Raw genomic sequence first — 25938 nt, 5'->3', positions numbered from 1 at the left:
CATGTTCCGGAACATCCTGATCGTCTGCCACGCGAACGTCTGCCGCAGCCCGGCGGCGGAAATGCTGTTCAAGTCGCACGCCGCGTCGCGCGGCGGCCCGCGCCCGACGTTTCATTCCGCCGGCGTGTACGCGAACGACGGCGACGGCATCGATCCGGTGATGCGGCAACTGCTCGCCGAGCGGGGCGTCGATGCGACGACCCATCGCTCGCGGCGGCTGTCGCGCCGGATCGTGCGCGACGCCGACCTGATTCTCGTCAGCGAGCGCGATCAGATCAAGGCCGTCGAAACGGTCGATCCGTTCGCGCGCGGCAAGGTCCACCTGCTGGGCAAGTGGGAGGACGCCGAGATCACGGATCCGCATGGCGGCCCCGAGGCCGACTATCGCGAGAGCTACTCATTGATCGAACGTCTGGTTCAAGGATGGCTGCAAAAACTATGCTGAAACGTCCCATGCGCCCGCTGGCGCTCGCCGTCGCGCTGACGACATTCCTGTCGGCCTGCGCGACCGCGCCCGGCAACTACCTCGACTCGTCGAACCTGAAGGACGAAGGCCGGCAGGAAGCGGCCGAAACCTATCCGGTTCATTACATCGACGCCAAAGTGGTGATGGATCAGCTGCAGAAAGCGCAGGTCGACCATCCGCTGCCGCCCGGGCGCTATACCGATCCGTCGCAGTACACGTATCGCGTCGGCCCGCAGGACATTCTCGGCGTCACCGTGTGGGACCACCCGGAGCTGACGACGCCGCAGGGCCAGTCGTTCTCGAGCGGCGGCAACACGACGCAATCGGTCGCGGGCGCGCTGCAGCAGCCGTATACGACCGCGCTGCCGGGGCAGGCCGATCCGTACGGCCAGACCGTGTCCTCCGACGGCACGATCTTCTTCCCGTTCGTCGGCCGCATTCGCGTGGCGGGCAAGACGGTCGCGCAGATCCGCGACCAGATGGCGTCGAGCCTGTCGCGCTACGTGAAGAATCCGCAACTCGACGTGCGCGTGCTGTCGTTCCGCAGCCAGAAGGTGCAGGTGACGGGCGAGGTGAAGCAGCCGGGGCCGCTCGCGGTGAGCGACGTGCCGCTCACGCTCGTCGACGCGATCTCGCGTTCGGGCGGCTCGACCGCCGAGGCCGACCTGCAGCGCGTGCGGCTCACGCGCGACGGCAAGCTGTACACGCTCGATGCGAACGGCGTGCTCGATCGCGGCGAGGTGAAGCAGAACGTGATGCTGCAGCCGGGCGACATCGTCAACGTGCCGGACCGCAGCGACAGCCGCGTGTTCATCATGGGCGAGGTCAAGACGCCGGTCACGGTGCCGATGCTCAAGGGCCGGCTGACCATCGCCGATGCGCTGACCGCGGGCGGCGGGATTCTCGACACCGACGCGAACCCGCGCAAGATCTACGTGATGCGCGGGATGCGCGACAACCCGACGAAGCCCGAAGTGTTCCGTCTCGACATGACGCAGCCCGATGCGCTGATGCTGTCGAGCCGCTTCCCGCTTCAACCGCTCGACGTCGTCTACGTCAGCACGGCCGGCTCGGTGCAGTTCAACCGTGTGCTGCAGCAGGTGCTGCCGACGATCCAGACGATCTTCTACATGCGGCAAATCACGCGCTGATAGCCCGCCGGGGCGGCGTCCGCCCCCCGGCACCACTCAAGCGGGAACGAATGGTGAACACGCAAGCGAAACACTCCTACGCGGATCTGACCGCGAAAACCGAGGAAGAGGACGTCGTTCTCGGCCAGTTGCTCCAGGTCATCATGGACGACATCTGGCTGCTGCTCGGCATCGCGGTGACGGTCGTCGCGCTCGCCGGCCTCTATTGCTTCATCGCGAAGCCGGTCTACCAGGCGGACGTGCACGTGCGGGTCGAGGGCAACGACAACACGTCGCAGGCGCTCACGCAGACGCAGACGGGCGCGTCGATCAACAGCGGCCCGCAGCAGGCGCCGACCGATGCGGAAATCGAGATCATCAAGAGCCGCGGCGTCGTCGCGCCGGTCATCGAGCAGTTCAAGCTGAACTTCTCGGTCGCGCCGAAGACGCTGCCGGTGATCGGCAGCCTCGCCGCGCGCCTCGCGACGCCCGGCGAGCCGTCGCGGCCGTGGCTCGGCCTGAAGTCGTATGCGTGGGGCGGCGAACTCGCCGACGTCGACTCGATCAGCGTCACGCCGGCGCTCGAAGGCAAGAAGCTGACGCTGACGGCCGGCCCGAACGGCACCTATTCGCTGGTCGACGAGAACGGCACGCGGCTGCTGGCCGGCCGCGTCGGCGAATCGGCGCAGGGCGGCGGCGTGACGCTGCTCGTGCAGAAGCTCGTCGCGCGCCCCGGCACGCAATTCACGGTGGTTCGCTACAACGATCTCGACGCGATCAGCGGCTTCCAGGCCGGCATCCAGGTGACCGAGCAGGGCAAGCAGACGGGCGTCGTGCAGATTTCGCTCGAAGGCAAGGATCCGGACCAGACCGCCGCGATCGCGAACGCGCTCGCGCAGTCGTACCTGAACCAGCACGTGGTCGCGAAGCAGGCGGAAGCGACCAAGATGCTCGACTTCCTGAAGGGCGAGGAGCCGCGCCTGAAGGCCGACCTCGAACGCGCGGAAGCCGCGCTGACGCAGTACCAGCGCACGTCGGGCTCGATCAACGCGAGCGACGAGGCGAAGGTCTATCTCGAAGGCAGCGTGCAGTACGAACAGCAGATCGCCGCGCAGCGCCTGCAGCTCGCGTCGCTCGCGCAGCGCTTCACCGATTCGCACCCGATGGTGATCGCCGCGAAGCAGCAGCTCGGGGAACTGCAGGCGGAGAAGGACAAGTTCAGCAACCGCTTCCGCAGCCTGCCGGCGACCGAAGTGAAGGCGGTCCAGCTCCAGCGCGACGCGAAGGTCGCCGAGGACATCTACGTGCTGCTGCTGAACCGCGTGCAGGAGCTGTCGGTGCAGAAGGCCGGCACGGGCGGCAACATCCACCTCATCGATTCGGCGCTGCGTCCGGGCGCGCCGGTCAAGCCGAAGAAGGTGCTGATCCTGTCGGCCGCCGTGTTCCTCGGCCTGATCCTCGGCACGGGCGTCGTGTTCCTGCGTCGCAACCTGTTCCAGGGCATCGAGGATCCGGACCGCATCGAGCGCACGTTCAACCTGCCGCTGTACGGGCTGGTGCCGCAAAGCGCCGAACAGGTGAAGCTCGACGCGGCGGCGGAGAAGGGCGGCGGCCGCGCGCGGCCGATCCTCGCGAGCCTGCGTCCGAAGGACCTGAGCGTCGAAAGCCTGCGCAGCCTGCGCACCGCGATGCAGTTCGCGATGATGGACGCGAAGAATCGCGTGATCGTGCTGACCGGCCCGACGCCGGGCATCGGCAAGAGCTTCCTGACGGTCAACCTCGCGGTGCTGCTCGCGCATTCGGGCAAGCGCGTGCTGCTGATCGACGCCGACATGCGTCGCGGGATGCTCGACCGCTACTTCGGCCTGACCGTGCAGCCGGGCCTGTCCGAGCTGCTGAGCGATCAATCGCCGCTCGAGGAAGCGATCCGCGAGACGCCGGTGCAGGGTCTGTCGTTCATCGCGGCCGGCACGCGCCCGCCGAACCCGTCGGAGTTGCTGATGTCGACGCGCCTGCCGCAATACCTCGAAGGGCTCGGCAAGCGCTACGACGTCGTGCTGATCGATTCGCCGCCGGTGCTGGCGGTGACCGACGCGACCATCATCGGCCGCATGGCCGGCTCGACGTTCCTCGTGCTGCGCTCGGGCATGCATACCGAAGGCGAGATCGCGGACGCGATCAAGCGCCTGCGCACCGCGGGCGTGGATCTGGACGGCGGGATCTTCAATGGCATGCCGCCGAAGGCGCGCGGCTATGGCCGCGGCTATGCGGCCGTGCACGAATACCTGAGCGCTTGATCGCATTGCACGAAACCGGGCCGGCGCGAGCCGCATCGGCCCGGCCGAATGGAGAACCCTCGATGAAAATTTCCGTGCTCGTTCCGACCTACCGGCGTCCCGCCGACCTCGCGCGCTGCCTGCTGGCGCTGCAGCGGCAGCAGCGGCTGCCCGACGAGGTGATCGTCGTCGCGCGCCCGGAGGACGACGCCACGCACGAACGGCTCGCCGATCCGGCGGTCGGCGGCGCGCTGCCGCTGCGCATCGTGCCGGTCGACGTGGCCGGGCAGGTCGCCGCGCTGAACAAGGGGCTCGACTCGGCGAACGGCGACATCGTCGCGATCACCGACGACGATGCGGCGCCGCACCCCGACTGGCTCGCGCGCATCGAAGCCGCGTTCCTGTCCGACCCGCGCGTGGGCGCGGTCGGCGGCCGCGACTGGGTGCACGAGAAGGGTCGCCTGCTCGACGAATCGCGAGAGCAGGTCGGCCAGCTCACGCTGTCGGGCAAGATCGTCGGCAATCATCACCTCGGCGTCGGCGGCGCGCGTGAAGTCGACATGCTGAAAGGCGCGAACATGAGCTACCGCCGCGCGGCGATCGAACGGCTGCGCTTCGACACGCGGCTGCGCGGCGCCGGCGCGCAGGTGCACAACGACATGGCGTTCAGCATGGAAGTGCAGCGCGCGGGCTGGACGCTGCTGTACGACCCGGCGATCGCCGTCGATCATTTCCCGGCCGAGCGCTTCGACGACGACCGGCGCGATGCGGCATCGCTGAACGCGATCAGCAACGGCGCGTACAACCTGCAACTGACGCTGCGCGAGCATCTGCCGCCGGTACGGCGCGAGATCGCGTGGTGGTGGTGGGCGCTGATCGGCACGCGCGTCTATCCGGGCCTCGCGCACGTGCTGCTGTCGCTGCCGAGCGCGCGGCGCGCCCGCGTGCTCGCGCACTGGCGCGCGGTGCGCCGCGGCGCGCGCGACGCGCGCCGCACGAACCTCGCCCCCCACCGTGCGGCGATGCCGCCGGTGACGTCTTGAACGGCCTGCGCGCATTGCGCGCGGCCACGCCCGGAGGGCTCGCATGACTGCATCGAAAGCTGCAACCAAAGTCCATGTCCATCTGTTCTACGGCGCCGATCCGCGTACCTACCGGAAAGGCGACGACATCGGCTGCCTGTACGGCTATCACCACGCCGAATCCGACGAATTCCGGCTGACCTATTCGCAGGACGGCGGCGAGAACCGCGTCGTGAGCCTCGCGCGCCGTGCGCTGAAGGCCGCGCTCGGCTTCGACGTCGTGCATGCGTGGCGCAACCGCGCGGCGCTGCTCGCTACCGACGTGATCTGGACACACACCGAGCAGGAGCATCTGGCCGTCGCGCTGATCCTGAAGCTCGCCGGCGAGCAGGGCAAGCGCCAGCTGTTGCTCGCGCAGAGCGTGTGGCTGTTCGACAAATGGGACGGCTTCGGCGGCCCGCGCCGCTGGCTGTACCGCAAGCTGCTCGCGCGCGCCGACGCGCTGACCACGCTGGCTCGCGACAACGCCGAGCTGTGCCGCCGCTACCTCGGGCGCGAAGCCGAGTTCGTCTATTACGGGCTGAACACGCAGGACTTCCCGCCCGTCGAGCCGCAGCAATGGAACCCGAACCGGCCGCTGCGGATCGCGGCGATCGGCAACGACCGCGACCGCGACTGGCGCACGTTCCTCGCCGCGTTCGGCGGCGACGCGCGCTACGACGTGCGGCTCGCGACGCGCCGCCGCGTGCCGCGCGAATTGCACGCGCCGAACGTGAAGATCGGCCCGGCGTCGGGGCTCGCGAAGCAGCACGAGCTGTACGCGTGGGCCGACGTGATCGTCGTGCCGCTGCGACCGAATTTCCACGCGTCGGGCATCACGGTGATGCTCGAGGCGGCGGCCGTCGGCAAACCGATGATCGTGTCCGACGTGGGCGGCCTGAGCGATTACTTTCCGCACGATACGGCCGCCTATGTGCCGGCGTTCGACGCGCAGGCGATGCGCGAGGCCGCCGATCGCTTCGTCGCCGACCCGGTGGCGGCGCTCGAGTGCGCGCGGGCGGCCGCCGCGTGCCTGCGCGAACGCGACCTGACGACGCAGGCGTTCGCCGAGCAGCACGTGCGCATCACGCGCGACATGCTGCGCCGGCGCCGCACACCCGCGGCGGCCGGCGTGGCGATGCCGCTCGCCGATTCGCGTCCTTCGTCGCAGTGAGCGCGGATCGATGAGTACGATTGCCGCCGAACGCGCGCCGTCGCGCGCCCGCAGCTGGTTCGCCGAGCCGAAGCACTGGGCCGGGCAGGCCGGGCTGTGGACGTTTACCGCCGCGCTGATCGCCATCCACCAGGGCAAGGTGCTGACGCTCGCATTCCCGGTGCTGGCCATCGGGGTCGGCATCTGGCTGTATTTCAAGAGCCCGGCGCGTTATGTCGGCTTCATGTGGTGGGTGTGGTTCCTGAGCCCCGAAGTGCGGCGTCTGGCCGACTGGTCGAAGGGCGCGTTCACGCCGACGAGCTTGATCCAGGTCGCGCCGCTCGCGGTGACGATGATCGCCGGCTTCGGGCTGCTCAGGCATTACCGCGTGCTCGCGCAACGGCGCGGGATTCCGGTGCTGCTGATCCTGTTCGGGCTCGTGTATGCGTATCTCGTCGGAATCGTGTCGAGCGGCGTGATGGCCGCGACCTACGACCTCGCGAACTGGCTGTACCCGATCCTGATCGGCTTTCACATCATGGTGAACGCGCGCAACTATCCGGAGTACCGCGACGTGCTGCTGTCCACCTTCATGTGGGGCATGCTCGTGATGGGCGTATACGGCGTCGTGCAGTATTTCGTGATGCCGCAGTGGGACGTGCTGTGGATGGTCGGCTCGCAGATGGGCTCGCAGGGCGAGCCGGTGCCGTACGGCGTGCGCGTGTTCAGCACGATGAATTCGTCCGGACCGTTCGCTTTCGCGATGATGGGCGCGCTGGTGTTCGTGCTGGTCGCGCCGCAAAAGATCCGCTGGTTCGCCGGGGCGGCCGGTTTCGTGTCGTTCGCGCTGTGTCTCGTGCGCTCGACCTGGGGCGGCTGGGTGATCGCGCTCGCGATCCAGCTCGTGCAATCGAGCAACCGCGTGCGGATGCGGATCCTGATCAGCGGCGTCGTGCTGGTCGGGCTGTGCGTGCCGCTCCTGACCGTCGGGCCGGTGGCCGACCGGCTCGGCCAGCGTCTGCAGTCGATCACGAACCTGAAGGACGACCGCAGCTACGACGACCGCAACAAGTTCTACGCGACCTTCGCGCAGACGGCGTTCACCGACGTCGCCGGCGAAGGGATGGGCGCGACCGGCGCGTCCACGAAGCTGTCGAGCGACAGCGGTGAGCTCGGCAAGTACGGCAGCTTCGACAGCGGCGTGATGAACGTGCCGTTCGTGCTCGGCTGGCCCGGCACGCTGCTGTATCTCGCCGGCGTCGTGATGCTGTTCGGCCGCACGCTGCGCGCGGCGTTCAAGCTGCGCAAGGACAAGTTCGTCGGCGCGTGCCTGAGCCTGTGCCTGTCGACCTTCGCGATGCTCGTGTTCACGAACTCGCTGATCGGCACCGGCGGCCTGCTGATGTTCACAGCCATTTTTTCGATACTTGCCGCGGCGCACTGGCAGAAGGCGCAACGCCTGCTGGCCGCCGCGCGTTCACGGGGAGGCGACCATTGAGAATCGCGATCGTCACGCACGTCGTGCGACATAACGACGGGCAGGGCCGCGTCAATTACGAAATCGCGCGCGCGGCGCTGGCCGAGAACTACGAAGTCACGCTGGTCGCGTCGCACGTCGCGCCCGAGCTGCTGGCCGACCCGCGCGTGCGCTGGGTGCCGGTGAAGGTCGGCGGCTTCTGGCCGTCGAATCTCGTCAAGCAGCAGGTGTTCGCGCTGAAAAGCGCGGCATGGCTGCGCGCGCACCGCGGCGAATACGACGTGCTGCACGTGAACGGCTTCATTTCGTGGATCAAGGCCGACGTGAATACCGCGCACTTCGTGCACGGCGGCTGGTTCAAGAGTCCGTACTATCCGTTCGGGCCCACCAAGGGGCTGTGGTCGGCTTACCAGTACGTCTATACGCGCGTGAATACCGTGCTCGAGCGCTGGGCCTACCGGCGCTCGCGCGCGATCACCGCCGTGTCGCAGAAGGTGGCCGACGAGATCGCCGGGCTCGGCATCGACAGCCGCAAGATCAGCGTGATCTACAACGGCGTCGACGGCAGCGCGTTCGCCGGCGCCCAGGCCGACCGCGCGGCGTTCAAGCTGCCGGACGACGCGTTCCTGCTGCTGTTCGTCGGCGACCTGCGCACGCCGCGCAAGAATCTCGGCACCGTGCTGAAGGCGCTGACGAAGCTGCCCGCGAACGTTCATCTGGCGGTAGCCGGCTACTTGCCCGGCAGCCCGTATCCCGACGAAGCGCGCGCGCTCGGCATCGATGCGCGCGTGCATTTCCTCGGTCTCGTGAAGAACATGCCGACGCTGATGCGCTCGGTCGACGCGTATGTCTTTCCGTCGCGCTACGAAGCGATGAGCCTGTCGCTGCTGGAGGCGATGGCGGCCGGTCTGCCGGTCGTCACCGCGCGCACGGCGGGCGGCGCGGAAATCATCACGCGCGAATGCGGGATCGTGCTGGAGGATCCGGACGATCCGGCCGCGCTCGCGCAGGCGATCGGCTCGCTCGCGGCATCGCGCGACACCTGTCGCGCGATGGGCGACGCGGCCCGCGAACTGATGACCCGTTTCGGCTGGGCGCACATGGGTGCCCAGTACGTCGCGCTTTACCGGCGCATCGGCCAACCCCCGCAGCCGTCCGCCTTCGAGCGGGTCGAGCATGCGGTCACGCAGGAGCAACCGTGATGTCCCAATCTTCCCGGCCGATCAAATCGTTGCAGATCGGCATGCACTGGTTCCCCGAACGCGCGGGCGGCCTCGACCGGATGTACTACTCGCTCGTCGGCGCGCTGCCCGGCGCGGGCGTCGAGGTGCGCGGGCTCGTCGCCGGCTCGCCGAAGGTCGCCGACGACACGGGCGGGGCGATCCAGGGCTTCGGGCCCGCGTCGCAGCCGCTCGCGCGCCGGATGCTCGCCGCGCGGCGCGCGCTGCGCGAGGAGGTCCGCAGCGACCGGCCGGACGTGATTTCGTCGCACTTCGCGCTGTACACGTTCCCGGGCCTCGACGTGACGCGCGGGATTCCGCAGGTGTCGCACTTCCAGGGGCCGTGGGCCGACGAAAGCCAGGTCGAGGGCGCCGCGTCGCTCGGGCAGCGCGCGAAGCGCTATCTCGAACAGGCCGTCTATACGCGCTCGTCGCGGCTGATCGTGCTGTCTCAGGCGTTCGGCCAGATCCTGACGCACCGCTACGGGATCGATCCGTCGCGCGTGCGCGTGATTCCCGGCTGCGTCGATACCGCGCAGTTCGACACGCCGCTCACGCCCTCCGAGGCGCGGCACAAGCTGCAACTGCCGCAGGACCGGCCGATCGTGCTGGCCGTGCGCCGGCTCGTGCGGCGCATGGGGCTGGAGGACCTGATCGACGCGATCGGCCTCGTCAAGCGCCGTCATCCGGACGTACTGCTGCTGATCGCCGGCAAGGGCAAGATCGGCGAGGAGCTGCAGCAGCGCATCGACGCGGCAGGACTGCAGGACAACGTGAAGCTGCTCGGCTTCGTACCCGACCATCATCTCGCGGCGCTGTACCGCGCGGCGACGGTCAGCGTCGTGCCGACGGTCGCGCTGGAGGGCTTCGGCCTGATCACCGTCGAATCGCTGGCGTCCGGCACGCCGGTGCTGGTCACGCCGGTCGGCGGGTTGCCGGAGGCGGTCGCCGGGCTGTCGAACGATCTCGTGCTGCCGTCGACGGGCGCGGATGCGATCGCCGAAGGGCTGGGCGGCGCGCTGTCGGGCGCGATCGCGCTGCCCGACGAAGCTGCGTGCAAGCGCTATGCGCGCGAGCATTTCGACAACGCGGTGATCGCGCGACGCGTGGCCGGCGTCTACGAAGAGGCGATCCAGGCGGCAGGCTGAACGCCCGCGGCGCGCACCGCGCGCGCCGCACCGACACCCCGGCCGGCGCGCGTGCGTGGCCGGTTCGCGTGCCGGCCGCCCACCGAGGGCGCGCCGGCTTTTCCCGTTCGATCCGCATGGCCGGCGCGCATCACGCACGCCGCAGCGTCGCGGCCCACGCGCCGAGCGCGGCCACGCTCACCCCCGCGCCGAGCACGCAGACGCCCGTCCATCCGGCGCGCGCATACGTCATCGTCGCCGCGATCGCACCGAGCCCGCTGCCGGCCGAATAGAACAGCATGTAGCAGCCGACGAGGCGTGCATGCGCGTCGGGCCGCGCGCCGAGAATCATGCTCTGATTGATGACGTGCACGGCCTGTCCGCCGACGTCGAGCAGCACGATGCCGACGATCAGCAACGCAATCGACGTATTGCCGAACGCGAGCGGCAGCCACGAGCAGGCGAGCAGCGCGAGGGCGGCGCCGGTCGTCGCTTCGCCGCGCCCGCGATCCGCGAGCCGGCCCGCGCGGGCGGCGGCCGCCGCACCCAGTGCGCCGACGAGGCCGAATGCGCCGATCTGCGTGTGCGACATCGCGTGCGGCGGCGCGCTCAGCGGCAGCACGAGCGCGCTCCAGAAGATGCTGAACGCGGCGAACATCAGCAGCGCGATCGCGCCGCGCACGCGCAGCACGCGTTCATCGCGCAGCAGCGACACCATCGAGCGCAGCAGCGCCGCGTAGCCGATGCGTTCGCGCGGTTCGTGCCCGTCGGGCAGCAGCCGCGACAGCACGACCAGCATCGCGATCGCGAGCACGCCCGACACGAGATAGACCGCCCGCCACCCCGCGATGTCGGTGACCACGCCCGCCAGCGAGCGCGCGGCCAGCAGCCCGACCACGACGCCGCCCTGCGCGGCGCCCACGACGCGCCCGCGTTCGCCCGCGCCGGCGAGGGCGGCCGAGCATGCGATCAGCCCTTGCGTCATCGCGGTGCCGAGCAGCCCGACCGCGACCATCCCGGCCAGCAGCGCGACGCGTGTCGACGCCGCGGCCACGCCGATGCAGGCCGCGCTCAGCAACAGAAGCTGCGCGGCGATCAGGCGCTTGCGGTTCAGCAGGTCGCCGAGCGGCACGACGAACAGCAGCGCGAGCGCGCAGCCGAGCTGCGTCGCGGTGATGACGCCGCCGACGGCGGCCTGCGACACGCCGAAATCCCGCGCGATCGAATCGAGCAGCGGCTGCGCGTAGTAGACGTTCGCGACACTTGCCGCGCAGCAGACGGCCAGCAGCGCGACGCGCGCCGACGACAGGCGGCCGCTGTCGGCCGGGTGGATCGCACCGGTTGGCGCGTTCGATGCAACGGTGTCGGAATGGCAGGACGACTCCATGGTTTCCTCGCGCAATGTAGTTGCAATTTAAAACTGGTTTGAAGTGTAGGGAAACTGGTTTTAAAATGCAACCTGTTATGCGGTGGGCCAGGGGCCCGTGCACGAATGGTCGGCATGCCCGCGAAGGCGGCCGGCACGATTGCGGAGAGGAAGATGGCCAGGCAGAAAAGTCTTGCGAATTCGCCGTGCCCGGTGGCGCGCGCGACCGATATCGTCGGCGATCGGTGGGCGCTGCTGATCGTGCGCGATGCGTTCGACGGCGTGCGCCGTTTCGGAGATTTCCGCGCGAGCCTCGGCGTCGCGAGCAATATCCTGTCCGACCGGCTGAAGATGCTGGTGGACGCGGGCGTGTTCGACGTCGTGCCGGCCTCCGACGGCACCGCGTATCAGGAGTACGTGCTGACCCGAAAGGGCGAGGGGCTGTTTCCGGTCATCGTGATGCTGCGGCAGTGGGGCGAGGCCAACCTGTTCGCGCGCGGCGAGCCGCATTCCGTGCTGGTCGACCGCGGCACCGGGCGCGCGATTCGCAAGCTCGCGCTGCGGCACGACGACGGCCGCCCCTTGAAGGCGGCCGAGACTGTCGTGAAGAAGATCGGCGACGAAGCGGGCGCGACGCGTCGCTGAGCGTCATGCGCGAGGGTTGTGCCGTCGGATGGCATTCGGCATGGACGCACGAGCGCGGCCCGGCCCGGCCGGCTACGCGAGTCGATTCACGACGACCTTCGTTCGTTGGCGTTGCGTGATCCAGCCTCACCCCGGCGACGCATGACCGCACACGCAAGATCGGCCGATGGCGTCGCCCGAGTGGCCGGCGCCGTGCCGCGACGCGTATCGGCCCGCACGCGGGTCGCGAGCAGCGCGGCCGCGACCAGCAGCGCGACCGACACGGCGGTTTCGATCCGCAGCCCGCTGACGACCTGCGATGCACCGCCGCCGCCGGCGAGCGCTCCGAACGCCGCGACGCCCATCGCGCCGCCGGCCTGCCGCGCGGTATTCAGCACCGCCGACGCGATGCCGGCCCGGTCGGGCGAGACCGATGCGAGCACGGCCGTCGTCATCGCGGGCACCGCGAACCCCATGCCCGACGGAATCAGCAGGAACGGCACCAGCAGCACGCCGAGCGGCGTCGCCGCGTCGACGAAATGCAGCGACCCGTAGCCGAGCGCCGCGACGAGCGCGCCGGCCAGCATCGGCATGCGCGGGCCGTGGCGGGCGACGACCCGCCCGCTCGCGAGATTCGACAGCAGGAACCCGCCCGTGAGCGGCAGGAACGCGAGCCCCGCCTGCAGCGCCGACTCGCCGCGTGTGCGTTGCAGGTACAGCGCGAGCACGAACACGGTGCCGTAGTACGTGAGGTTCACGCAGATCCCGAACAGCACGGCCGCGCTGAACGTGCGGTGGCGGAACAGCGCGAGCGGCAGCATCGGCGTGGCCGTGCGCGATTCGACCGCGACGAACGCGAGCGCGGCCAGCGCCGCCAGCGCAAAGCCGCCGGCCACGACCGGATGCGTGAAGCCGAGCGGCCGCCATTCGATCACGGCGCCGGTCAGCGCGGTCAGCATCGCGATTGCGATGAACTGGCCGCGCAGATCGAGCGAGCGCGTCGGTGCGGCCCGTTCGCGGCGTACAGGCACCCACGCGAATGCAGCCGCAAGCCCCGCCGCGCACAGCGGCAGGTTCACGAGGAAGATGCCGCGCCAGCCCCATGCCGCGATCAGCAGGCCGCCGACGACCGGCCCCGCCGCGATCGAGATCGACCCGGCCGCCGTCCACCCGCCGACCGCGCGGGCGCGCAGGCGCGGATCATGCCGGCACGCGTCGTTGAGCAGTGCGAGCGAATTGGGCAGCATGGCCGCGGCGCCGACGCCTTGCAAGGCGCGGGCCGAGATCAGCATCGCGGGCGCGACGGCGGCGCCGCACGCCAGCGACGCGAGCGCGAACAGCAGGAGGCCCGCGACGTACAGGCGCCGCGCGCCGAAGCGGTCGCCGAGCGCGCCGCCGGACAGCATCAGCACCGCGAACGCGAGCGTGTACGCATCGACGACCCATTGCAGGCCGGCGACCGGCAGGCGCAGGTCGGCGGCGAGATGCGCGAGTGCGATATTGACGATCGTCACGTCGAGCTGCGTGACGACGAAACCGATGCTGACGGTGGCGACGACGCGCGCGAGCGCGGGCGGGAAAGCGGGGGACGGTGTGGTCGTATCCATGCGTCCATCGTAGGCGGCGACGGACATGCGATGTTTCAGCGGGACGTGAAGCGTCGATGCGGATGCCGACGCGTACTGCTGGCTACGTGCGCCGATGCGGATTCGGCGAGGCCAAGGTGCTCAATGCCGTTCACCGCGCCAGCGTCCCGGCGCTACGCCGAAGCGCTTCGTGAACGCATGCGTGAACGTGCTCTGGTCCGCGAAGCCGACGCTGCCCGCGATGTCGACGAGCGAATGCCGGCGCTCGGCGAGCAGCACGATCGCGGCGTCGAGCCGCAGCCGCTGCAGGTAGCGATGCGGCGTTTCGCCGAATGCTTCGACGAACAGCTGATGAAACCGGCGCATCCCGTAGCCGCAGTGCGCGGCGAGATCGGCGATGCGCAGCGGCTCGGCGAGCCGCGCGCGCAGCCAGCGGTCGATGCGCGCGAAATCGAGGCCCGACGCGGGCGCGGCGATGCCCGCATCGTCGAGCAGCGCGTCGCACAGGCGCGCGGCGGCCTGCCACTGAAAGCGGTGCGCGGCGGCCTGCCGTGCGTCGCCGGCCGGCGCATCGTGTTGCGCGGCGGCCGCCGCGACCTGCGCGACGAGCGACGTGAGCGCCGGGTTGATCGACACGGCGCGGGCATGGTCGAACAGCCGCTGCGGTACCGCGAGCGACGCGGCGGGCAGGTCGATCACGAGCTGGCGATTGTCGCCGAGGCCCGCGTAGTCGTGGCGCGCGCCGGCCGGAATCAGCCAGGCCGCGTGCCGGTCGATGCGCCGGCCGATTCCGTCCACCGCCATCACCATCGCGCCGTCGACGCCGAGCACGACCTGGTGGAAGTCGTGCACGTCCGACGCTTCGCACGGGGCGTAGCGGCGCAGCGCGATGGCGGGGGAGGCGATGCGTTCCATCGGAAGGAAACGGCCGGATGCGGGGTCAGACGTCGAGCAGTTCGACTTCGAACACGAGCGTCGCGTTCGGCGGAATCACGCCGCCTGCGCCGCGCACGCCGTAGCCGAGTTGCGGCGGGATCGTCAGGCGACGCACGCCGCCGACCTTCATGCCCTGCACGCCTTCGTCCCAGCCCTTGATGACCATGCCGCCGCCGAGCACGAACGCGAACGGGTCGTTGCGATCCTTGCTCGAATCGAATTTCTGACCGTCGGTCAGCCAGCCCGTGTAGTGGACGCTGACGGTCTTGCCGGCTTGCGCTTCCGCGCCGGTGCCTTCGGTCAGGTCTTCGTACTTGAGGCCCGATTCGGTCGTGATGACGGACATGATTTCTCCTGAAAGAGAGTTGCGTGAAACCGCTATTGTAGGCGAGCGCGCAGCGGGCCGGCGCGCGTGGAATTCATGCCGTCGTACGCGTGCCGGCAAGCGCGGCGGGCGCCGCGCGCGGGATCGGCCGACACGCGATTGGAACGCGTGTTTGAATTTTTCGCGAGCGGCGGGGCCGCGGTTGCACCATGGCAGTGCGCCACGCGTATGAATCGATGCGATCGGCACGCGTTGCCGCATGCCGAGCGACCGTTGCCGGATGCGGCGAAATGCCCGGCGCACGGGGCTTGCGGGCCGATAGCGGGGCGCGGCGCCGCACCCGACATCCTGCCCATCCACGCGGCCGCGCGTTCGAATCGCAACGTGGCCGGGCGCCGTTCGAGCGCCGTTTTTTTCATCTTCCCGACCATGCCCTGTTTGGAAGCGCGCATCTACCGCACGGCTTGCGTGCGTCGGCGCGCGAAGCCTATCTTTACATCTGTCGATGTCAGGATTTTGGCGGCGCGCGACGCGTCGCCCGGGCTTGCGCCGGCCGCGTCCGACGACGCGCCGGGCCGCTCCGCAACAGGAGAACGATGAACATGAAGTCAGCCGCTTCCGTCACCGCAGCCGGGATCATGCCGGTGCGCCGCGACCTGCGCTTCGACCTGCCGGTCGAACGCGCGAAGGACTGGCATGGCCTCGGGTCGCACGTAACCCATTTCTTCAACGCGCTGTCGCTGCTGTTTCCGGCCGGCGAGCGCTTCTTCATGGATTCGGTGCGCAACTACCGCGACCGGATCGACGATCCCGTGCTGAAGCAGCAGGTGCTGGGCTTCATCGGCCAGGAGGCGATGCATACGCGCGAGCACGTCGAATACAACGAACTGATGCAGGCGAACCGATTGCCCGCGCGCAAGCTCGACCGGCGCGTGTGGGCGGTGCTCGGCTACATGAAGCGCAAGCTGCCGCATTCGGTGCAGCTCGCGCACACGGTGGCGGCCGAACATTACACGGCGATGCTCGCCGACTGGCTGCTGCGCGACCCGACGCGCCTCGGCGGTTCGGTCGAAGGCTACCGGCAGATGTGGATCTGGCACGCGCTGGAGGAAACCGAGCACAAGGCCGTGTCGTTCGACGTGTGGAATGCCGCGATGAAGCCGGGGCTGCGTCGCTACCTGATCCGTGTCGGCGTGTATCTGCTGACGACGCTGACGTTCTGGCCGACCGTGTTCGTCATGCATGCGACGCTGCTGTGGCGCGATCGCGGCGCCGGGCATCACGCGCGCGGCATGCTGCGAATGATCGCGTTCCTGTACGGGCCGCGCCGCGGGCTGTTCCCTCGCATCGCCGGCGAATGGCTGAGCTTTTTCCGGCCGGGCTTCCACCCGTGGGATCACGACAATCACCACCATCTCGCGCGGGTCGACGCACTGGCCGCCACCTACGGCGAACATGGCGGCACGCCGGCCGGCCGCGGCCGTGCGCACACGCCGGCGCCGCTCGCGTCCGGACGCTGACCCACCGCTGACCCACCGCTGACCCACTGCTGACCCGCCGCTGACCCGGCCACCCCGCCGCACGGCGGGGCGCCGCGCATGTTGCGTTCGTGCATCGGCCGGCTTGTTCCGACGATTGACGAAAATCAACCGAAACCGGTTGCACGGGCGTCCGCATGCCCGGCAGACCGGTTGCGCGCACATGCACCGGCGCGCCGTTCGGGCGTGCGCCGCCTCCCGCACGATCGCCTCGCGCCAACACCGGCGTGGCTTTGCGCGCGCGGCGCCGGTTCTTTCCGGTCGCGCGCGGCGTCCGCCCCCGGGATAACACCCATTTAGCCGCAAGCCCGCCGCATCGATATACCGTTCATGACGACGTCGACCTCCGGCGCGATTCATGCACGGGGGGATTTTATTCGGACGGAAATACGCCCAATATGTCGGTTCGATCATGTCCGTCGTACGCGGCGGCAAGCCGGCGCGCGATACCAACGCCAAGCGGGGAACAACGATGGTTGCAAGGTCACCCGACGCAAACGGGCAGGCGGCGCCCGAGATGGCGGACGTGTCCGTCACCGCTCCCGAGGCGGGACGCAAGCTGTTCGTGATCATGCGCACGCCCGACGAGCCGTTGCTGGCGCAACTGCGCGGGCTCGGCTGGGAGATCGCGGTCGCGAAGACGGCCGGCGCCGCGCAGAACATCGCGTCCGGCGTGAGCGTGGCCGCCGGGCTGGTCGATTTCACCGGGTTCACGTCGCGCGACTATCCCGCACTGAAGATGTGTCTGAGCCAGCCGGCGATCGGCTGGATTTCCATCGCGCAGGCCGGCGTCACGATTAGCCCTGCCGTGCGCGAACTGATCCGCAGCTACTGTTTCGATTACGTGACGCTGCCGCTGCCGTACGAATGGATTTCGCACGTGCTCGGCCATGCGCGCGGGATGGCCGCGCTCGATCGCGTCGACGGGGCCGCCTATGCGGCGTCGATTGGCGAACACGGGATGATCGGCAACTGCGAGGCGATGCAGCAGCTGTTCAGCACGATCCGCAAGGTCGCGAAGACCGACGCGAGCGTGTTCATCTCGGGCGAGTCGGGCACCGGCAAGGAGCTGACGGCGCTCGCGATTCACGAGCGCTCCGTTCGCGGCAAGGGGCCGTTCGTCGCGATCAATTGCGGCGCGATTCCGCATCACCTGCTGCAGTCGGAGCTGTTCGGCTATGAACGCGGCGCGTTCACCGGCGCGAACCAGCGGCGCGCGGGCCGGATCGAATCCGCGAACGGCGGCACGCTGTTTCTCGACGAAATCGGCGACATGCCGGTCGAAAGCCAGGCGAGCCTGCTGCGCTTTCTGCAGGAAGGGAAGATCGAGCGGCTCGGCGGGCAGGAATCGATCGCGGTCGACGTGCGGATCATCTCGGCCACGCACGTCGATCTCGACGGCGCGGTCGAGGCCGGGCGCTTCCGCGCGGATCTCTATCATCGGCTGTGCGTGCTGCGCATCCACGAGCCGCCGCTGCGCGCACGCGGCAAGGACATCGACATCCTCGCGCACTACGTGCTGCAGAAATTCAAGGCCGACAGCGGTCGCAAGATCAGCGGCTTCACGTCGGCCGCGCTCGACGCGATGCGGCGCTACGAGTGGCCCGGCAATGTGCGGGAGCTGATCAACCGCGTGCGGCGCGCGATCGTGATGGCCGAGAGCCGGCTGCTGACGCCGCACGATCTCGGGCTCGACACGCCCGGCGAAACCGAACCCGTGACGCTCGAACAGGCGCGGGCGCTGGCCGAACGCACCGCGATCGAGAATGCGCTGTTGCGCAACGACCACCGGATCAACAAGGCCGCCGCCGAACTCGGCATTTCACGCGTGACGCTCTACCGGATGATGATCGAGCACGGGCTGAACGATCGCGATCACCACGGCGGCAACGACGGCGGTAACGACGGCGCGCCGTCGGACGACGCGGGGCATCGGCGGGTCGGTTGAGCGGCGCGAGTCCAGGCCCGACACGCCGAAGCGGATCGGCCTGGCGCGCTCGGCGGATCGTCGTGGGCGGTCGCTCGGGTAGCGTGAGGTCGCGGAGGTCGCGTGAAGCGATGTCGCAGTGTCGCGTTGCGATCGGCCGCCGCGTTCAGCATCCAGCCACGACGTGCGGTGCGCGTTGCCGCCGGCGGCATGTAAAGCGCATGAAACATTTCGCGTCGGCCGGCGGGCGAATTTCCGCCGCGAACCGGGCCGATCGGCCGATCCGTCGCCGGTAAGAATTCCGTGCTCCATTGTTCAGCCTTATTCCGCAAGGCCCCGCCGTGACACGGCCGGCGGCGTGTCGCGGCCCCGATGTTTCAGTTTCGTAACTTCCGGCATCCCGCACCCGTTCCGGCCGCGAGCCGGCCCGGTCACCCCCTTGTCCGGCCGGGCTCGCGCAGCGCTGGCCCGGTCCTTGCGAAGAAGGGCGGGCGAGAGTCGACGACGCGAGGTCCGTCCGGTCAGGCAGCGAAAGCCGTCAGTACCGGCCAGGACGCAGTCCGCGGGGATGCGGCGGCCGAGCGCGGTGCAGCGGCCGCGTCACGGCGAGCACGGAGCGTCGTCGCCTGATCGCCGGGGCATCGGCATCGTCCGGTTGCCGGAACAAACATCAGACAGCAAACGGGGTAGAAAAATGATCGATCGTCACACGCCGCGGTCCGCAGGCCGCGATCGCCGTGATTCGGGACATCGCCGCTCGACCGTCGCGCTTGCGGCCGGCAGGCATGCCTCGACAGGCCATCTCTCCGCGCCCGGTGCGAGGCGGATCCGGCTGGTTGCCGGTCATCCGCGCCGGGTCGGCACTTTCTTGCACGCGAATCCGATCCGCATGGGCATGTGTACACGGGCGCCGGTACCGCGACGCCCGATCTTCGCCTATTGACTCGAGCAGAGCAGCACGACGTCCGCTCGCGTTGCCCGACGTTGCCGCGAACGATTGATCGGTAATCCGAACGATCGCCGCAGCGTCGTGCCGCGGGCTGCATACGACGCAACACGACAAGCATTCGATGCAACGGCGAACCGATCGATGCCGTTGCCGTCCGGTTGAAGGGGAGGGGCGGTCGGACGCGCGCGACGGAAGCAGTCATCCGTACGCGCGCGACGCCGTTTTTCAGCCGCCGTAGATGTCGAAGTCGAAGTACTTCGATGCGAGCCGCTTGTAGGTGCCGTCCTTGACCATGTCGACGATCGCGCGGTCGATCTTCGCCTTCAGGTCGGCGTCCTCCTGGCGCAAGCCGATGCCGGCGCCGATGCCGAGCACCTTTTCGTCGACGAGTTCCGGTCCGACGAACGTATAGTTCGCGCCGCGCGGCGATTTCAGGAACCCGATCGCGGCCTGCACTTCATCCTGCAGCGCCGCGTCGAGGCGACCGGCGATCAGGTCGGCATACACGCCGTCCTGGTTCTGGTACGACACGACGTTCGCGCCTTGCTTGCCCCAGTACGTCTTCGCATACGTCTCCTGCGTCGTACCCTGCTCGACGCCGATCGATTTGCCCTTCAGCGATTCGGCGGTCGGCAGCAGCGACGAACCTTTCTTCACGACGAGCCGCGTCGGCTGGTTGTAGATCTTCGTCGTGAAGCCGATCTGCTGCGCGCGCTGCGGCGTGATCGACATCGACGACAGCACCGCGTCGAACTTCTTCGCCTTCAGCGCCGGAATCATCCCGTCGAAATCGTTCTCGAGCCACACGCATTTCGCCTTCAGGCGCGCACAGATCTCGTTGCCGAGGTCGATGTCGAAGCCGACGAGCTTGCCGTCGGGCGCCTTCGACTCGAACGGCGCATAGCTGGCGTCGGTGCCGAAGCGGATCGTGGTCCAGTCCTTCGCGACGGCGGGGCCTGCGGATACCGCGAGCAGGGCGATCGAAACAACGGCAATGAGTCTCTTCATGGTGCGTTCCTTGGCGTGGTGCATCCGGTTTCTGTACGACACGGTCTCCACGGACACGACCCGCGCCGTGACGCGGTGTCCGCCCGGCCATTAACGCAGAAAATAAAATTCGAGTCCAGAATGGACAAAAAATATCGGTTCGTAGGAGGCCCATGCGCGATCGGTGGGTGCGACCCTTGCAAAAATACGAGAATGGACTAATCTTGTTAGTAAATTCGTTTCGAGACTAACGATCATGTCACAGCCTGCGTACGATTCGCATTCCGCCGTGCCGCACGCTTCGGTCGCGCAGATGTCGGCGGCCGGCCTGCGTGCGTTTTTCAACATCGCGCGCGACTGGGAGCTGACGATCGACGAGCAGATCGTGCTGCTCGGGTCGCCGGGCCGCTCGACGTTCTTCAAGTGGAAGGCCGCGCCGGAATCGGCGCGCCTGCCGCGCGATACGCTCGAGCGGCTATCGCTGCTACTCGGCATCTACAAGGGGCTGCAGATCCTGCTGCCGCAACCCGCCGCGGCCGACGCGTGGGTCAAGCGGCCGAACGATGCGGCGCCGTTCGGCGGCAAGCGCGCACTCGACCGGATGCTGGCCGGCAACGTCGGCGATCTGGTGGCCGTCCGGCAATATCTCGACGCGATGCGGGGTGGCTGGGCGTGACGACACCGATCGAAGTCAGCCGGTGGCCCACGACCACCGTCGACTGGGCGCCAGCCTATCGCGTGATTCCTACCCGTTTTCCGGCCATCAACCTGTTCGACCGCGTCGCGTCGGCGGACGACTTCGACGCGCTCTACGCGCTCGAATCGCTGACCAACGACCGCATCCGCAACGAAGTCGGCACGCTCGACCTCGTGCCGCGCGCCGAACGCCGCTACGGGCAGGGCTGGGGGCCGATCATGGCCGCGTTCACGCACCTGAATCCGCTGGGCAGCCGCTTTTCGGACGGCAGCTACGGCGTGTTCTACTGCACGCGCGCGCGCGACACGGCGATCGCCGAAACGCGCTATCACAGCGGGCTGTTCCTCGCCGCGACGAAGGAGCCGCCGATGCGTCAGCAGATGCGGCTCTATACCGTGTTCGCGCACGGCGAGGTCGCCGACGTGCGCACGTGGCCGCAGCGCGATCCCGCGTTGCTGGATCCGGTCGACTACGGCGCGGGGCAGGCATTCGGCCGCGCGGTGCGCCATGCGGGCGGCGCGGGAATCGTCTATCCGTCGGTGCGCGACCCGCACGGCGAGTGTCTCGCCGCGTTCCGCACGACGCTGCTGCGCGACTGCCAGCATGCGGCCTATCTCGAATACAACTGGAACGGCTCGGCCGTCGATGCGGTGTTCGAACTGAATCAGGTCGGCTAGCGTGCGCGTGGCCCGCGTGGCCCGCGTGGTGGGCCGGTGCGTTGAGCGGCGCGGGCGCCGGCCGGTACGTCAGGGTAGCGGCCAGTCGCCCGCATGGCGTTCGCGCGCTTCGGCCTGCGTCATCGACCATGTGCGGCCGGTGCGGGGCTCGGCGAGCGTGAGCCGGCCGGCCGGCGCGAACGCACCCGTATCGATGAACCATTGCGCGCCGATCCGCTGCGGCGCACGCACCGGCGTGTGGCCGGTGCAGGTCAGCGACAGTCCGGCCTGCCGCGTCGGATCAGCGAGCCCCTGGACGAGATCGCGGCCCCACATCAGCCGCTCGCGTACGTCGTGCGGATAGTTGCCCGTATCGAGATCCGCGTCCGAGCCGAAGAATTCCGCATGCAGCACGTTGAAGCGCGCCGGGCCGTCGCCGATCACGCGCACGAGCGGCAGTGCGTCGACCCGCGCCGCATGCGCGCGCAGCCGGTCCGGCGGCAGGTCGGCGCCCCAGTCGCCGCCGATGCCGCGCCACGCGTCGGGCGGCAGCTTGCCGCGCGCGACGAGGCTCAGCACTTCCTCGTGATTGCCGCGCACGACGTGGCACCACGGCCGGTCGAGCAGATCGAGCGCGGTGTCGGAGGCCGGGCCGCGGTCGACGAGATCGCCGACCGAGAACAGCCGGTCGCGGGCCGGATCGAAGCGGACGTCGTGCAGCAGCGCGCGCAGTACGTCGACGCAGCCGTGCAGGTCGCCGACGACGAAGTCGCGGCCGGCCGCGTTCGCGGGGTGGCGGCAGAGCAGGGGGGTGGCAGTCATCCCCTTATCTTAGGCGCTCGCGCCCATCGCCACGCAACGATGGAATGGCGATAATCGGGGCGCGTTACCCGTCGGTGCGGCGCACCGGCCGAACCCTTTCCATTTGCTTTCGGAATCACGCGATGACGTTTTATCCGCAGGTATTACGCAACCGGCCGCGCATGGTCGCGGCTTTCGTCGCCGGCGTGCTGTGCGCGGTGCTGCTGCCGTTTCAGCTGCGCCCCACCGCGCGGGCGCTGATCGGCTGGGATTGCGCGGTCTGGTTGTACCTGGTGCTGATGTGGGTGCGCATGGTCACCGCGCATCATCACAAGGTGCGCGAAGTCGCGATCCGCGAGGATGAAAACGCGACGACCGTGCTGACCGTCGTGTGCCTCGCGACCGTCGCGAGCGTGGCCGCGATCGCGATCGAACTCGCGACCGTGAAGAGCGTCGGCTTCAGCGCGGGACTCAGCCACTACGCGATCACGGGCGCGACGCTGTTCGGCGCGTGGTTCCTGATTCCGACGATCTTCACGCTGCACTATGCGCGGCTCTATTACGGCTCGCCGAGCAGCGATCGCGCGCTCCGTTTTCCGGACCGCAACCCGGAGCCCGACTACTGGGATTTCCTGTATTTCGCGTTCACGCTCGCGGTCGCGTCGCAGACGGCCGACGTGTCGCTCGCGAATCGCTCCGCGCGGCGCTCGGTGCTCGCGCAGTCGGTCCTGTCGTTCTACTTCAACATGGCCGTGCTCGGCTTGTCGATCAACGTCGCGGCGGGGTTGCTGAACTGACGCCGGTTACTCGGGAGGGGCGTGCCGGCGGTCGCGTTCCAGCGCCCGCCCGTAGGCCGGCCGGGCATCGATCGCGGCGAGAGCGCGCGCGATCGGCCGCGAGAAGAACGGCATCGGCGCGTGCCTGAATGGCGTGGCGCGCCGCATCGAACCGTCATGCGCGCCGCACCGCGATCCACGCACTCCAGAACAGGCTCGCGAAAAAACGCAGCGGCGCATCGAAGCCCGCCTCGCGCAGCAGCGCGAACACGACTTCCTCGGACTCGGGCGGATCGGCGCCCTGCAGGATCTTCCCGAGTTGCGCGCGCACGGCGTCGGGCGTGGCGCCTTTCATGCGCCAGCGCTGCTGCCAGGCGTCGAGCAGGCGAGGGTGGTCCGCGTAGCGGCGATGGTTGCCGGCGAGCACGAGCGGCGCGCCGGGCTTCAGGCGTCGTGCGAGCGCGTGCAGCAGCGCGGCTTTCGCGTCGTCGCCCGGCACGTGATGCAGCACGCCGATCAGCGTCGCGCCGTCGAATGCGGGCGCGTCGGGCAACGCGTCGACGCCATCCTCGACGAACGTCGTACGCGCGCCGAACCCCGCGGCTTCGACGTTCGAGCGCGCGAGCGCGAGCATCGGCGCGGACGGGTCGACGGCCGTGAATCGCCAGCCCGGTTCGAGCGCGGCCGCGACGCAGATTTCCTGTCCCGTGCCGCCCGCGCCCGCGACGAGCATCCGTGCATCGGGCACGCCGACCGCCGACGCGAGCATGCATGCGGCGAGTTCGTGACAGGCGTCGTAGCCGGCGAGCGCGATGCGCGATTGCTCGGCGTATTCGTGTGCGCGCGACGGATCGAATTTCGCGGCGCTGGCGGGAAGCGACATGGCGGAGTTCCTCGGGTCGGGGGGCGGACGACGTGTCCGCGGGGCATGACGCAGAGCGTAGGGGCACGCGGCCGGCGCAACAAGGCGAGCGGTCATTCCGGTATGCCGACTACCCGACTCGTCGGCGTGCGCCGGCCGATTTCCAACGGGCGCTTTGCCGGGGTCGATTCGCATTTAAAAATGTCTGACCACGATGCATCGCGGTGGCGAATCCAGCGCATACTCGTTTCTCTCCCCCCAGCCTGGCTTCGCATGCCGGGCCCCGATGCGCTGCGCCATCGGCGCGGCCATGCCGCTCGGTACGCACGAGGAGCGCATGATGTCAGATTGTCCGCACGATCCGTACGCGCAGCACTACATCCATTGTTTGCCGTTTGGCGCGCAGCCCTGCGGCGCGCTCTGCACGACACCGCGCACGCATTTCCGCGTGTGGGCGCCCGGCAGCGCACACGTTCAGCTCGAACTCGATACCGGCTACGGCCCGACGCTCGTCCCGATGTCGAGCGCCGGCCCGAACTGGTTCGAAGTCTTCGTCGACTGCGGCGCGGGCGCGCGTTACCGCTATCGTCTCGACGATACCGTGTCGATTCCCGATCCCGCATCGCGCTCGCAACCCGAGGGGCTCAACGGCCCGAGCGAGGTCGTCGATCCGCGCGCATTCACGTGGCGCAATACGTTCTGGCACGGGCGCGCGTGGGAAGACATCGCGCTCTATGCGATCCGTCCGCACGCGGTGGGCGGCTTCGACGGCGTGCGCCGCCGCCTGCCGCAGCTCGCGCGGCTCGGCGTGACCGCGCTGGAGTTGCTCGCGTCGCCGCACGACAGCCTGCCGTTCGCGCCGCTCGCGGCCGAAGGCGGCCCCGATGCGCTGAAGGCGCTGATCGACGATGCGCACGGCTACGGTCTCGCGGTGCTGCTGGAGCTCGACTACGCGCGCTTCGGCAGCGGCACCGATGCGCTGCGTCACTACGCGGGGCCGTTCTTCCATACGCGCGACGATCCGCTGCAGGCCGCGCCGCTCGCGCTCGATCATCCGGAAGTCTGCGATTTCTTCTGCGACAACGCGCTGTACTGGATCGACGAATACCGCTGCGACGGGCTGCGCCTGCGCGAAGCCGACCGGATCGGCGTGTCGTGGCTGCGCGAGATCGCGGATCGCGTGCGCGCCGCCGTGCCGGCCGACCGGCTGATCCATCTCGTACTCGGCAGCGAGCGGCATCCGGCTCATCTCGCCGATACCCATTTCGATGCACAGTGGAACGGCTGCGGCGAACGCGCGCTGCACCGGCTCACGGGGCGCGACACGTCGGCGCATGAAGGCATTTCCACGCACCAGTCGATTCACACGCTCGCCCGCGCGCTGACGGCAGCCGGCGCGGCGTACCAGCCGGCCGCGTCGGCGGACGGGATGGCCGTCGACGGCGGCCTGTCGCTGACGTCGCTCGTATTGTCCGACGGCGCATGGCGCGACAGCGGCCCGGGCGATCACGGGCAGGCGGCCGGTCTGGCCGGGCTTGCGCTGTCGCTGCTCACGCCGCAGATCCCGCTGATCTTCGACGAAACCGCGCGCGACATCGACCGCGCACATTTCGTGCAGTCGGCGCTCGCGGTGCGCGCGAAGCTGATTGCGCCGCGGCTGTCCGATTGCCGGCCGCAGGATGCCCGTGCGCTGAAAGCGGACGGCGACGGCGATGCCGACGCGCTGTGCGCATCATGGCGGCTCGCCGACGACGAAACGTTGACGATCGCGTTGAACCTGTCGCCCGATGCGGTGCCGTTCGACGCACCGCGAGGGCGGGTGGTATTCGAGACGCCGGCGCGCGCGCGCGACCGGGTCGATGATGGGGAGTTGCCGCCGTATTCGCTCGTCGCGTGGCTGACGGGCGACGTCAATCGCTACGCGCTGACGCACGATGTGCGTCGCGTCGACGACGGTTCGTGGCGCGGGATGCGTCCGAACCTGAACGCCTGACGCGA

22 protein-coding genes are annotated in these 25938 nt (G+C 69.1%); 15 read left to right on the top strand and 7 right to left on the bottom strand.

Going from position 1 to position 25938, the window contains the following annotated elements; all coding sequences use genetic code 11:
• Nucleotide 1 precedes the first annotated feature (1 nt).
• The 8 genes from C4B30_RS27015 to C4B30_RS26980 all read left to right on the top strand — a co-directional run bounded on the left by C4B30_RS27015 (nucleotide 2) and on the right by C4B30_RS26980 (nucleotide 9931).
• Nucleotides 2-445 (top strand): low molecular weight protein-tyrosine-phosphatase, encoded by a 444-nt coding sequence (locus C4B30_RS27015; protein ID WP_027782506.1) that lies wholly within the window; start codon nucleotides 2-4, stop codon nucleotides 443-445.
• On the top strand, nucleotides 439-1617 hold the full coding sequence (locus C4B30_RS27010) for a polysaccharide biosynthesis/export family protein (protein WP_027782507.1): 1179 nt from the start codon (nucleotides 439-441) through the stop codon (nucleotides 1615-1617). The genes C4B30_RS27015 and C4B30_RS27010 overlap by 7 nt, the downstream gene beginning before the upstream one ends.
• A gap of 50 nt (nucleotides 1618-1667) precedes the next feature.
• Nucleotides 1668-3893: a polysaccharide biosynthesis tyrosine autokinase gene (locus C4B30_RS27005; RefSeq protein WP_027782508.1), complete on the top strand. Its 2226-nt coding sequence runs from the start codon at nucleotides 1668-1670 to the stop codon at nucleotides 3891-3893.
• Nucleotides 3894-3955: 62 nt separating this feature from the next.
• Nucleotides 3956-4915: a glycosyltransferase family 2 protein gene (locus C4B30_RS27000; protein WP_027782509.1), complete on the top strand. Its 960-nt coding sequence runs from the start codon at nucleotides 3956-3958 to the stop codon at nucleotides 4913-4915.
• 43 nt (nucleotides 4916-4958) lie between these two features.
• Nucleotides 4959-6107 (top strand): glycosyltransferase family 4 protein, encoded by a 1149-nt coding sequence (locus tag C4B30_RS26995; protein WP_105133159.1) that lies wholly within the window; start codon nucleotides 4959-4961, stop codon nucleotides 6105-6107.
• Nucleotides 6108-6117: 10 nt separating this feature from the next.
• Nucleotides 6118-7584 carry an O-antigen ligase family protein gene (locus C4B30_RS26990; protein WP_027782511.1) on the top strand — a complete coding sequence of 489 codons (1467 nt, stop codon included), beginning with the start codon at nucleotides 6118-6120 and terminating at the stop codon, nucleotides 7582-7584.
• Nucleotides 7581-8765, top strand: coding sequence for a glycosyltransferase family 4 protein (locus C4B30_RS26985; RefSeq protein WP_105133158.1), 1185 nt, complete (start codon nucleotides 7581-7583; stop codon nucleotides 8763-8765). Before C4B30_RS26990 ends, C4B30_RS26985 begins: the two co-directional genes overlap by 4 nt.
• Nucleotides 8765-9931, top strand: coding sequence for a glycosyltransferase family 4 protein (locus tag C4B30_RS26980; RefSeq protein ID WP_105133170.1), 1167 nt, complete (start codon nucleotides 8765-8767; stop codon nucleotides 9929-9931). The genes C4B30_RS26985 and C4B30_RS26980 overlap by 1 nt, the downstream gene beginning before the upstream one ends.
• Before the next feature lie 130 nt (nucleotides 9932-10061).
• Here C4B30_RS26980 and C4B30_RS26975 read toward each other — a convergent pair whose 3' ends face one another.
• Complete coding sequence (locus C4B30_RS26975; protein ID WP_105133157.1) at nucleotides 10062-11297, bottom strand: MFS transporter; 1236 nt, start codon at nucleotides 11295-11297, stop codon at nucleotides 10062-10064.
• A 153-nt stretch (nucleotides 11298-11450) separates the two neighbouring features.
• Here C4B30_RS26975 and C4B30_RS26970 point away from each other — a divergent pair, with 153 nt between their 5' ends.
• Nucleotides 11451-11921, top strand: a complete 471-nt coding sequence (locus C4B30_RS26970; protein WP_199779089.1) for a winged helix-turn-helix transcriptional regulator — start codon at nucleotides 11451-11453, stop codon at nucleotides 11919-11921.
• 86 nt (nucleotides 11922-12007) lie between these two features.
• On the opposite strand, the gene C4B30_RS26965 is transcribed toward C4B30_RS26970, so the two are convergent.
• From C4B30_RS26965 to C4B30_RS26955, 3 genes are all read right to left on the bottom strand, one after another.
• On the bottom strand, nucleotides 12008-13507 hold the full coding sequence (locus C4B30_RS26965; protein ID WP_105133169.1) for an MFS transporter: 1500 nt from the start codon (nucleotides 13505-13507) through the stop codon (nucleotides 12008-12010).
• A 120-nt stretch (nucleotides 13508-13627) separates the two neighbouring features.
• Entirely contained in the window at nucleotides 13628-14401 is a 774-nt protein-coding gene (locus tag C4B30_RS26960) for an AraC family transcriptional regulator (RefSeq protein ID WP_105133155.1), read from the bottom strand.
• 25 nt (nucleotides 14402-14426) lie between these two features.
• Nucleotides 14427-14768: an FKBP-type peptidyl-prolyl cis-trans isomerase gene (locus C4B30_RS26955; protein ID WP_069259438.1), complete on the bottom strand. Its 342-nt coding sequence runs from the start codon at nucleotides 14766-14768 to the stop codon at nucleotides 14427-14429.
• Between the two features lie 581 nt (nucleotides 14769-15349).
• Between C4B30_RS26955 and C4B30_RS26945 the strand changes: the two genes are divergently transcribed.
• Both C4B30_RS26945 and C4B30_RS26940 read left to right on the top strand, forming a co-directional pair.
• Nucleotides 15350-16267 carry a metal-dependent hydrolase gene (locus tag C4B30_RS26945; protein ID WP_027782519.1) on the top strand — a complete coding sequence of 306 codons (918 nt, stop codon included), beginning with the start codon at nucleotides 15350-15352 and terminating at the stop codon, nucleotides 16265-16267.
• 490 nt (nucleotides 16268-16757) lie between these two features.
• Nucleotides 16758-18233 (top strand): sigma-54 dependent transcriptional regulator, encoded by a 1476-nt coding sequence (locus C4B30_RS26940; protein ID WP_027782520.1) that lies wholly within the window; start codon nucleotides 16758-16760, stop codon nucleotides 18231-18233.
• A 1153-nt stretch (nucleotides 18234-19386) separates the two neighbouring features.
• On the opposite strand, the gene C4B30_RS26925 is transcribed toward C4B30_RS26940, so the two are convergent.
• Complete coding sequence (locus C4B30_RS26925; RefSeq protein ID WP_105133168.1) at nucleotides 19387-20169, bottom strand: ABC transporter substrate-binding protein; 783 nt, start codon at nucleotides 20167-20169, stop codon at nucleotides 19387-19389.
• Nucleotides 20170-20404: 235 nt separating this feature from the next.
• On the opposite strand from C4B30_RS26925, the gene C4B30_RS26920 reads away from it, so the two are divergent.
• Both C4B30_RS26920 and C4B30_RS26915 read left to right on the top strand, forming a co-directional pair.
• Entirely contained in the window at nucleotides 20405-20824 is a 420-nt protein-coding gene (locus tag C4B30_RS26920) for an MbcA/ParS/Xre antitoxin family protein (RefSeq protein WP_027782522.1), read from the top strand.
• Nucleotides 20821-21522: an RES family NAD+ phosphorylase gene (locus C4B30_RS26915; protein WP_034185272.1), complete on the top strand. Its 702-nt coding sequence runs from the start codon at nucleotides 20821-20823 to the stop codon at nucleotides 21520-21522. The genes C4B30_RS26920 and C4B30_RS26915 overlap by 4 nt, the downstream gene beginning before the upstream one ends.
• 69 nt (nucleotides 21523-21591) lie before the next feature.
• Here C4B30_RS26915 and C4B30_RS26910 read toward each other — a convergent pair whose 3' ends face one another.
• The gene (locus C4B30_RS26910; RefSeq protein ID WP_105133152.1) at nucleotides 21592-22323 is read right to left on the bottom strand and encodes a metallophosphoesterase; all 732 of its coding nucleotides are present in this window, start codon (nucleotides 22321-22323) and stop codon (nucleotides 21592-21594) included.
• 122 nt (nucleotides 22324-22445) lie between these two features.
• Here C4B30_RS26910 and C4B30_RS26905 point away from each other — a divergent pair, with 122 nt between their 5' ends.
• Nucleotides 22446-23099 (top strand): DUF1345 domain-containing protein, encoded by a 654-nt coding sequence (locus C4B30_RS26905; RefSeq protein ID WP_027782525.1) that lies wholly within the window; start codon nucleotides 22446-22448, stop codon nucleotides 23097-23099.
• Between the two features lie 154 nt (nucleotides 23100-23253).
• On the opposite strand, the gene C4B30_RS26900 is transcribed toward C4B30_RS26905, so the two are convergent.
• Complete coding sequence (locus tag C4B30_RS26900; RefSeq protein WP_105133151.1) at nucleotides 23254-23961, bottom strand: class I SAM-dependent methyltransferase; 708 nt, start codon at nucleotides 23959-23961, stop codon at nucleotides 23254-23256.
• A gap of 319 nt (nucleotides 23962-24280) precedes the next feature.
• On the opposite strand from C4B30_RS26900, the gene C4B30_RS26895 reads away from it, so the two are divergent.
• The gene (locus C4B30_RS26895; protein ID WP_105133167.1) at nucleotides 24281-25933 is read left to right on the top strand and encodes a DUF3459 domain-containing protein; all 1653 of its coding nucleotides are present in this window, start codon (nucleotides 24281-24283) and stop codon (nucleotides 25931-25933) included.
• The last annotated feature ends 5 nt before the right edge of the window (nucleotides 25934-25938 follow it).

The sequence above is a fragment of the Burkholderia sp. BE12 genome (genome assembly GCF_002959955.1).
In the GTDB taxonomy this organism is placed as follows: domain Bacteria; phylum Pseudomonadota; class Gammaproteobacteria; order Burkholderiales; family Burkholderiaceae; genus Burkholderia.
The sequence above is the reverse complement of the archived record's forward strand: the minus strand, read 5'-3'. Positions and strand labels throughout refer to the sequence as shown.

Bases quoted from the DNA above. Each gene is read 5' to 3' on its own strand.
- C4B30_RS27015 (WP_027782506.1), top strand. From the start codon at position 2: ATGTTCCGGAACATCCTGATCGTCTGCCACGCGAACGTCTGCCGCAGC.
- C4B30_RS27010 (WP_027782507.1), top strand. From the start codon at position 439: ATGCTGAAACGTCCCATGCGCCCGCTGGCGCTCGCCGTCGCGCTGACG.
- C4B30_RS27005 (WP_027782508.1), top strand. From the start codon at position 1,668: ATGGTGAACACGCAAGCGAAACACTCCTACGCGGATCTGACCGCGAAA.
- C4B30_RS27000 (WP_027782509.1), top strand. From the start codon at position 3,956: ATGAAAATTTCCGTGCTCGTTCCGACCTACCGGCGTCCCGCCGACCTC.
- C4B30_RS26995 (WP_105133159.1), top strand. From the start codon at position 4,959: ATGACTGCATCGAAAGCTGCAACCAAAGTCCATGTCCATCTGTTCTAC.
- C4B30_RS26990 (WP_027782511.1), top strand. From the start codon at position 6,118: ATGAGTACGATTGCCGCCGAACGCGCGCCGTCGCGCGCCCGCAGCTGG.
- C4B30_RS26980 (WP_105133170.1), top strand. From the start codon at position 8,765: ATGTCCCAATCTTCCCGGCCGATCAAATCGTTGCAGATCGGCATGCAC.
- C4B30_RS26975 (WP_105133157.1), bottom strand. From the start codon at position 11,297: ATGGAGTCGTCCTGCCATTCCGACACCGTTGCATCGAACGCGCCAACC.
- C4B30_RS26970 (WP_199779089.1), top strand. From the start codon at position 11,451: ATGGCCAGGCAGAAAAGTCTTGCGAATTCGCCGTGCCCGGTGGCGCGC.
- C4B30_RS26965 (WP_105133169.1), bottom strand. From the start codon at position 13,507: ATGGATACGACCACACCGTCCCCCGCTTTCCCGCCCGCGCTCGCGCGC.
- C4B30_RS26960 (WP_105133155.1), bottom strand. From the start codon at position 14,401: ATGGAACGCATCGCCTCCCCCGCCATCGCGCTGCGCCGCTACGCCCCG.
- C4B30_RS26955 (WP_069259438.1), bottom strand. From the start codon at position 14,768: ATGTCCGTCATCACGACCGAATCGGGCCTCAAGTACGAAGACCTGACC.
- C4B30_RS26945 (WP_027782519.1), top strand. From the start codon at position 15,350: ATGAAGTCAGCCGCTTCCGTCACCGCAGCCGGGATCATGCCGGTGCGC.
- C4B30_RS26940 (WP_027782520.1), top strand. From the start codon at position 16,758: ATGGTTGCAAGGTCACCCGACGCAAACGGGCAGGCGGCGCCCGAGATG.
- C4B30_RS26925 (WP_105133168.1), bottom strand. From the start codon at position 20,169: ATGAAGAGACTCATTGCCGTTGTTTCGATCGCCCTGCTCGCGGTATCC.
- C4B30_RS26920 (WP_027782522.1), top strand. From the start codon at position 20,405: ATGTCACAGCCTGCGTACGATTCGCATTCCGCCGTGCCGCACGCTTCG.
- C4B30_RS26910 (WP_105133152.1), bottom strand. From the start codon at position 22,323: ATGACTGCCACCCCCCTGCTCTGCCGCCACCCCGCGAACGCGGCCGGC.
- C4B30_RS26905 (WP_027782525.1), top strand. From the start codon at position 22,446: ATGACGTTTTATCCGCAGGTATTACGCAACCGGCCGCGCATGGTCGCG.
- C4B30_RS26900 (WP_105133151.1), bottom strand. From the start codon at position 23,961: ATGTCGCTTCCCGCCAGCGCCGCGAAATTCGATCCGTCGCGCGCACAC.
- C4B30_RS26895 (WP_105133167.1), top strand. From the start codon at position 24,281: ATGTCAGATTGTCCGCACGATCCGTACGCGCAGCACTACATCCATTGT.